Source organism: Rhizobium sp. CBN3, from assembly GCF_030518245.1.
Classification (GTDB): domain Bacteria; phylum Pseudomonadota; class Alphaproteobacteria; order Rhizobiales; family Rhizobiaceae; genus Rhizobium; species Rhizobium aethiopicum_A.
In genome coordinates this window covers 70,727-77,825 of record NZ_JAULSE010000024.1, presented here as the reverse complement: position 1 = coordinate 77,825, position 7,099 = coordinate 70,727, and the positions used below count along the sequence as shown (strand labels likewise).

Annotated in this window: 7 protein-coding genes and 1 pseudogene; 5 read left to right on the top strand and 3 right to left on the bottom strand. The window is 60.8% G+C overall.

The window, feature by feature from the left end; all coding sequences use genetic code 11:
* On the top strand, positions 1 to 317 hold a 317-nt coding region (locus QWJ46_RS26205; RefSeq protein ID WP_302754941.1), incomplete at its 5' end, for a hypothetical protein.
* Positions 318 to 1,097: 780 nt separating this feature from the next.
* A pseudogene (locus QWJ46_RS26200) lies at positions 1,098 to 1,710 on the top strand (AAA family ATPase).
* A 20-nt stretch (positions 1,711 to 1,730) separates the two neighbouring features.
* Here the strand turns inward: QWJ46_RS26200 and QWJ46_RS26195 are convergent.
* Both QWJ46_RS26195 and QWJ46_RS26190 read right to left on the bottom strand, forming a co-directional pair.
* Complete coding sequence (locus tag QWJ46_RS26195) at positions 1,731 to 2,669, bottom strand: sugar kinase (RefSeq protein ID WP_302754939.1); 939 nt, start codon at positions 2,667 to 2,669, stop codon at positions 1,731 to 1,733.
* Positions 2,656 to 3,690, bottom strand: coding sequence for an SPFH domain-containing protein (locus QWJ46_RS26190; RefSeq protein WP_302754937.1), 1,035 nt, complete (start codon positions 3,688 to 3,690; stop codon positions 2,656 to 2,658). The genes QWJ46_RS26195 and QWJ46_RS26190 overlap by 14 nt, the downstream gene beginning before the upstream one ends.
* Before the next feature lie 128 nt (positions 3,691 to 3,818).
* On the opposite strand from QWJ46_RS26190, the gene QWJ46_RS26185 reads away from it, so the two are divergent.
* The 3 genes from QWJ46_RS26185 to QWJ46_RS26175 all read left to right on the top strand — a co-directional run bounded on the left by QWJ46_RS26185 (position 3,819) and on the right by QWJ46_RS26175 (position 5,695).
* Positions 3,819 to 4,514: an NUDIX domain-containing protein gene (locus QWJ46_RS26185; protein WP_184460577.1), complete on the top strand. Its 696-nt coding sequence runs from the start codon at positions 3,819 to 3,821 to the stop codon at positions 4,512 to 4,514.
* 100 nt (positions 4,515 to 4,614) lie between these two features.
* On the top strand, positions 4,615 to 5,196 hold the full coding sequence (locus QWJ46_RS26180; protein ID WP_302754935.1) for an MFS transporter: 582 nt from the start codon (positions 4,615 to 4,617) through the stop codon (positions 5,194 to 5,196).
* A 58-nt stretch (positions 5,197 to 5,254) separates the two neighbouring features.
* A complete protein-coding gene (locus QWJ46_RS26175; RefSeq protein ID WP_302754932.1) occupies positions 5,255 to 5,695 on the top strand; it encodes an MFS transporter in 441 nt (146 codons plus the stop codon).
* Between the two features lie 166 nt (positions 5,696 to 5,861).
* Here the strand turns inward: QWJ46_RS26175 and QWJ46_RS26170 are convergent, their stop codons facing one another.
* Positions 5,862 to 6,758, bottom strand: a complete 897-nt coding sequence (locus tag QWJ46_RS26170) for a universal stress protein (protein ID WP_302754929.1) — start codon at positions 6,756 to 6,758, stop codon at positions 5,862 to 5,864.
* Positions 6,759 to 7,099 lie beyond the last annotated feature (341 nt).

Below are 7,099 nucleotides of genomic sequence, written 5' to 3'. Positions count from 1 at the left end.
ACCCTGACGCCAACAAGCGACCATCCGAACGCACCGCGCAATCGTCTGACGATCGATTACATCGGCAAACCAAGACCGGCCAGAAACGCGCCAGCTTCAAAAGCTTCACAAGCTCGCAGGGTGGGGCTCTCTTGGGCGTCGCGCAACTGGAATGCCTCCGAACCTCCGCACAAAATCATCCGGCGCCTGCCATCGACTACGGCCCCACCAACGCCCTCCAAGGCACGGCATCCCCCTACATCCCTCATCTTGAGGCGGCAGGCCGAAAGCCGGAGCCTCGAAGGACGAGCCGCAGCGCCGCTCCTTGCATCATCTGACACCCGTACACCCGCCCAGCCGTTCGAGGCGCCTCAGGGAGAGACTCTCTACGGTGCCGGGCTCCACACAATCGGGCGCCTGCCATCGATTACGGCCCCACCAACGCTCTCCAAGGCGCGGCATCCCCCAACGCTCCTCATCCTTGAGGCGCGCAGGCCGAAGGCCGAAGCCTCGAAGGACACGCCGCAGCGCCGCTCCTTGCATCAATCAACGGCGGCGCACCCGCTACTCTCCGGAGCAAAGTCGATACCCGACTCTTTTTTGATCAGCCGCCGCCGCTCATCTTCATCCGCGCGAGGGTTCCTCGTCTCAGCTCAAGCAAAAGTGACAGCAGCCACATATCGTGAGAAGACTGCGGAGAAGTAAAGGAACTAAACCTGAATATTACTTCCATTTCGATATCGAAACGAAACAAATCAAAGCGTTAGTCCCCGACACCACCGAAACCTCCTGCCGCTCAGCCGGCATCACCACCCCCGTATCCCATTAAACTCAAGAAAATCCGCTTCGATGCCGTCGCTGAAGATGACGCCGTGTTCCGGCATTTCGGAAAACGATGGTGAGCGGCTGATCCTGGGAGACGATGCTGGCGGCAAGGCGGTTACCGACATGGCAGACATTTGATTGAGCCTTTGAGATAACCAAAGGAAGCGACGGCTTTTCGAAACCGCTACGATTTATGATCTTGTGGCACCGACCAAATCGGGCACCGCCTCTTACTCGTCGATTGCAGTGACTGCGGGTTCGAGAAGTCAGCTGTGAATAGGGAAGAAAGCCCCATGAAGCTATTCATTCTCCTCTTGGGCTTTCCCGGTGTGGGAAAGCTGACGATCGCGAGAGAACTAAGTCCGCTCCTGACTGCAAAGGTTATTGACAATCATTGGTTCAACAACCCGATACTGCGTCTGCTCGATGACGACGGAACGACGCCTCTCCCGAATGGAATATGTGGAATATACCGGAAGAGTTCGGCAAGCCGTCCTGGATGCGATCGTCGCCTATGGCCCTCCTTCGGCGAATTTCATTTTCACCCATGCCGGCATAGAAGGTGATGAGCGTAGCAATCGCACCTTTCAGCAGATTGCCGGCGCAGCCCAACAATGCGAGGCGCTGCTGGTGCCCGTGAGATTGCTCTGCGACGAGGAGGAGTTGGCGCATCGCGTTACCACGCCGGCGCGTCGAGAGCGGTTAAAGTCGATTGACGTGCAGGCTGCCAGGGAGAAAAGCAGACGAGCCCAGGTCCTCGACCCCCAACACCCGTTTACGCTGAATTTGGATGTCACTTCAAAGACGGCGGAAGCGAGCGCAGCAGCGATTCACGATTATATTTTAAAGGTAACAGCCGGCGATCTCGGTTCGCTCCAGGGCAACGGGGTCATTACGCTGCCATAACCATCCGAACCTCAGCTCCCTCACACCACCAGCAACCCCTGCCGCTCAGCCAGCGTCACCTCCGCCCGCGTTCCGGCGTTGAACTCCAGAAAATCCGTCTCGATGCCGTCGCTAAAGATCACGCCGTGTTCCGGCATTTCGGAGACGATGGTGAGCGGCTGGCTCTTAGAGACGCTGCCGGCAACGATCGTGGTGCCGGTGGTGCGGCTGGGGAAGGGTTCGCGCACGAAGTAGCGCAGATAATCCGCGTCCCAGGCGAAGGACATGTCGATCTCGCGGTCGGCGGGTTCGAGGCCGAGCGCGCTCGCGGCTCCGAGCCAGCCGGAATAGAGGCTCTTCAGCCAGCCGGTCGATCCCATGCCTGTCGAGACGATGATGCCGCTGGAGGACTGACGTTCCTCGCGCTCCTCGGCGTGCAGGATATAGCGGGCCGAGACATGGCTTTGCGGGCCGATGAAGAGATCGTTGACCGCGTGGATGACGGCGCCGGTGTTGAGCGTCGCCTTGGCCATGCTGACGTGTTTGATCGGCCGCTTGTTTTTCAGAGCCTCGCCGATCACTTTCGGAAGGCTTTTCGGGTTGAAGGGCAGCAGCAGGCCGTCCCAGCGCTTGGGATCGGGGTTGACGCCGAGGACCGGCTGGCCGTCGAGATATTTGAGCGTATTGGCGACGAGGCCGTCCTGGCCGAGCACGACGACGACATCGTCGGGAGCGAAGACGAAGCTCGCGAGGTAGCGGCGGTCGAGACGCTGGACGCGGGCGACGGCACGCAGGCTTGCTTCCACCTCGGCGATGGCAGTTTCGTACCGCTTCTTCTCGGCGAGATAGTCGCTGAAGTCGGCGCCGAGATGTTCGACATAAAACTGCGCCTGCTGCACCGTGTTGAAGCGGGCAATAAGTTCGTCGAGCCGGGTCGGCCTGACGATCAGGATGATCTTGCGTTCGTCAGAGGCCGGCACGGTCCTTGCCCTCCTGCGGCTGCAAGATCTCCCTGAGAAGATCGGGCGAGACGTTCAGCTGGCCGATCTTCGTCGCATTGTCGGCGAGGTCGCGGAAGGCGAGCGCCATGAGCTGCCCCGGCTGCATGCCGACCGAGGCGAGCGCCTGCAGCACTTTCGGATCGGCTTCTTCGAAGGATTTCATCATCGCCGTCATCGCATAGGCCTGGGCGTCGGCCTCGGCGCGCGCATTGGTCGCCGCCAGTGTCACCAAGTCGCGGTTCTGCTCTTCGAGCGCGATCTTGCCGGCCATTTCTTCCCGGCGGATCTGCAGCTGCCGTTCCTGCACGGCGCGTTCGGCTTCCATCTGGGCTTCGCGAACCTGCCGCCTCTTGTTCTCCAGCGTGATTTCGGTGGCGATCTCGTTTTCCTTGATCGTTCGCTCCTGCTCGATCGCCGCATTGCGCCTGCTATAGATGGCTTCGTCAGCTTGCCGCAGCAGCGCTTCACGGGCATGCGCTTCCAGCGCCTTTGATGTCTCGGCCTTCGGCATGACGGCGAGTAGCGACAGGCCGAGGATTTCGAGGCCGAGCGCTTCGATCGTCGGATGGACCTTGAGCGCGTCGGCCACGCCGGCGACGAGCGCCTCGCCCGATGCCAGAACCTCCTTCAGCGACAGCGTCTGCACCTCTGCGCGCATCGCCACCTGAACGCGGTCGATCACCCGGGTCGAAAGCTTCTGCGGGTCCTCCGAGACGTAGTGGCCCTTGCGGTCGAGCGTGAAATTCAAGAGTGCCGCCGTACGGCGCGGCTCGGCGATGCGATAGGTGATCTGCCCCTGCACGGTCACTTCCTGGAAGTCCGATGTCACCAAAGGAAAGATGAAAGGATCGTTGACGCTGGCCGTCGGCACGAGCACGAGAGAACTCGAAGGCGAAAAATGCCAGAAAGCAAGGCCGGCGCCCTCGCGGACGGCCTTGCCGTTCTGATATTGGATGACGTATTGCGTGGGTTCCGTCTTGATGAAGCGCAGTCCGAACATATCCGTTTTCCTGTTGCTGGCGCGAGCCCCTCGCTCGTGTCGAAAAACAGAAAACATAACTTAGTGACAAATGTCAACTAACTTAGTTGAAGATTTACACTAAGGCCGGGTCATGCTATGTTCCCATCATGACAACACACGACAACGACGCCTTCAAACCGATCGCGACCGTCGATCTCGCCATTTTCTCGCTGACGCCGGCGGGCCTCTCCGTGCTGCTCGTGCGCAGGACAAGCGCCCCCTTTGCCGGCGACTGGGCCTTGCCCGGCGGCTGGATCCATATCGACGAGGATGCGGATCTGGAGGCTGCGGCGCGCCGGGTGCTGAAGGAAAAGACCGGCGTCGAAACACCCTATCTCGAACAGCTGCAAACGACGGGGAACCGCGATCGAGACCCAAGAGGCTGGAGCATCAGCATCGTCTACATCGCGCTGCTTTCGGCCGATGATGTCGCCGAGCGGCAGGATGCGATGGCCGAGGAGGCCGAATGGCGACCGATCGAAGGCGAGGGCGTCGGCTTGTCCCTTGCCTTCGACCATGCGGCTCTCCTCAAGGAGGCGCTCGGCCGTATCCGGAGCAAGGTCGAATATTCGAGCCTGCCGGGCCATCTGCTGCCTGTCCGTTTCACATTGAGCGAGCTGCAATCGGTCTATGAGAGCCTTCTCGGCCGCAAGCTCGACAAATCGGCCTTTCGAAAGCGCATGGCGGAAGCCGATTTCCTGGAGCCGGTCGAAGGCGAAATGCGCCGGGCGAGCAATCGGCCCGCCCAAGTCTTCCGCTTGAAGGACACCCGGTCGCTGGTGCTCTTCGACCGCAGAATTTGATCTCTGCATCCTGAGGGATCAGGCGTTGAGACGCTGCTGCGTCTGCCGGTCGAAGAGACCAGCAACGTCCGCGTAATAGGTGCCGTAGAAGGAGTCGCATATGAGAGGGCTCGATAGTGGCGGTTCGTCCGCTCTCCGCTTCGCGCTGATCATGGGAATCGTCAATCTTTTTGGCGACCTCACCTATGAAGGCGGCGCGGCGATCAACGGTCAGTTCCTTGGAATGCTGGGGGCGAGTGCCGCTGCCATCAGCATCATTGCCGGCACAGGGGAATTCCTTGGATATGCGCTGCGGCCCGTCGCCGGCTGGATCGCCGACCGGAGCGGCGCCTATTGGGCGGTTACCTTTGCCGGCTACGCGATCAATCTCTGCGCCGTGCCGGCAATGGCACTGGCCGGGAGTTGGGAGCTTGCGGCGGCCCTGATCATTGCCGAACGGGTTGGCCGTGCCATGCGCAAGCCGACGGTCGAGACAATGATCTCCTATACCACCGGTGAACTCGGGCGAGGCTGGGCCTTCGGCCTCAATACCGCCCTCGACGAGGCGGGGGCGACGCTGGGGCCATTGATTGCCGCTCTCATTTTATTCCTGCGTGGCGACTATCGAACCGCCTATGCCCTGCTAACCATTTCTGTTTTGCTCGCAATCATGGCACTCATCGGCCGGGTTGCTCAGTTATGAGCTCGGAGCATACCATCTGGAGCGCACTCGGACCGTCCCATCTGAATGGATCCCGGTGTTGCTCGCCTTCTCCACCGGATCAGGGGTGGCTGCCAACCTGATCCTCGGCAGGCTCTACGACTGGTCGGATAAGGTGGCGCTCACTGTGGGGATCGTGCTGTCTGCTTGCTTCGCTCCGATTCTACTCCAGGGCGGCTTCGCGATGGCTGTCATCGCAATGCCCTTGTGGGGCATCGGTTACGCGGTGCAGGACACGCTGATGAAGGCAATCATCGCCGGGTTGCTCCCGCAAGGGCGTCGGGGTCTGGGGTTCGGCATGTTCTATTCGGCCTATGGCGGAGGTTGGCTGCTGGGCAGCGTCGCAATGGGATTGCTCTATGATCGCTCGACGCTTGCGCTTGCCGCGTTCGTCGCAGCGGCGCAGCTTGCATCCCTTCCGATCTTTCTCCTGGCTCGAAGGGAAGCGCGTCGGGAGACACGGTCAAACCGGTCGCAATAGTCCCATGCGAGATTCTGAACTGCGCAGCTTCCGCGATCGCCGTTAAGTATAAGCACTTCGCGTCCGAGAATCACCGGGGCACAGAGCAGCGGGGGGAGTGCTCGCTGCGGTTCCCTGGAAAGGCGTGAAGATCGCCATCGACGGCGGGAACGAAAATCGCGCCTCTCTAATGCTTCATCATCACGGGAAGTCTCGCGTGCGACAGCAGGTAGCGAGTGACGCGGCCGAGAAGCAGTTCGAGAAAATAACCATGCTTGAAAGCGCCGATCAGCAGGCAGGTTGCGCCGACGGAACCCGCGAAATCAAGAATGGCCTCGGCAACTGGACGACCCTCCGAGCGGATCGCGACGATGTCGCCTTTCAAGCCGAGCTGCGCAATCAGTTCCCTGGCGGTAAGCTGGTAGCTGCCGTCGGCCTTGTCGTTGACGCACAAAACGGTGACACGCTCCGCTACCGCCAGCCAACGTCTTGCCGCGATGATGGCGGCTTGTGCGTGCTCGTGCGGCTTCCAACCGATCACGACATGCTGCAGGAGATGGCTCGAATAGCGGCCTGCAGGCGGCACGAGCACGAGCTTGTGTTCGTTGAAAAGCAGGTCGTGGAATGCGTCGCGAGCATCCATGTTGCCGTAGCATGGCGTGACGACGAGTGCGCTCTCGTGGCATTCGGATGTGACGCAGCGGCCAAGATCACCGCGACAGTCATCAAGCAGCAGGTCGCTTCGGCCCGGATTGGCGTCTTTCCAGAATTCAAAGACGCTTATCACCCGCTCAAGGCGCTGTTGTGGCGAACCCTCGTCCATGTCGCGAAGCATCTGCAAGTCGATTTCTTCGGGCGCAGCCACCATCCGTTCCGGATCCGCCCCGACATGGGCGGCCGCCAGGCGGCCATTAATGGCGCGAGCGGCATCTTCGGCGATATCGAGGCAGATCCGAGCATTTGCCGGGTCGGGCAGCAGGGCGATGACATCCGCATGGACGGTCAACTCGTGGATCCGGCGCGCTGAGATCACGGCGGATGGCAGCGCTTTCGTGTCGCGCCCGTTTGAAGGTGACGTATTCATCAGGACCTCCGTCCGCGATGATCCCGCATCGCTCCTGGTCCAATCCTAAGTCAGCTTGATCATACGCCCGCGCCTAGTGGCCCGCAACACGCCAAAGGCTTGAACAGATCGGGGACTTCTGCCGGACGCACGGCACTTTTCCGACCCCGAAGGTGATCGTCTACAGGCATATCGGGCATTGGGACGTCATCGGGCATGATGCCGTGCTCGACGAACTGCAGAACCACCGCGTCGACGCCGGATAATCCCTCACGGAAGTTTTAGGCCGGCGATGAAATGCCCTCGGAGCGGGGCTGATGGAGCGCCCTGGCGGGCAGCGGAAATTGTCATCAGCAGCTGCG

Bases quoted from the DNA above. Each gene is read 5' to 3' on its own strand.
- QWJ46_RS26190 (WP_302754937.1), bottom strand. From the start codon at position 3,690: ATGTTCGGACTGCGCTTCATCAAGACGGAACCCACGCAATACGTCATC.
- QWJ46_RS26185 (WP_184460577.1), top strand. From the start codon at position 3,819: ATGACAACACACGACAACGACGCCTTCAAACCGATCGCGACCGTCGAT.
- QWJ46_RS26180 (WP_302754935.1), top strand. From the start codon at position 4,615: ATGAGAGGGCTCGATAGTGGCGGTTCGTCCGCTCTCCGCTTCGCGCTG.
- QWJ46_RS26170 (WP_302754929.1), bottom strand. From the start codon at position 6,758: ATGAATACGTCACCTTCAAACGGGCGCGACACGAAAGCGCTGCCATCC.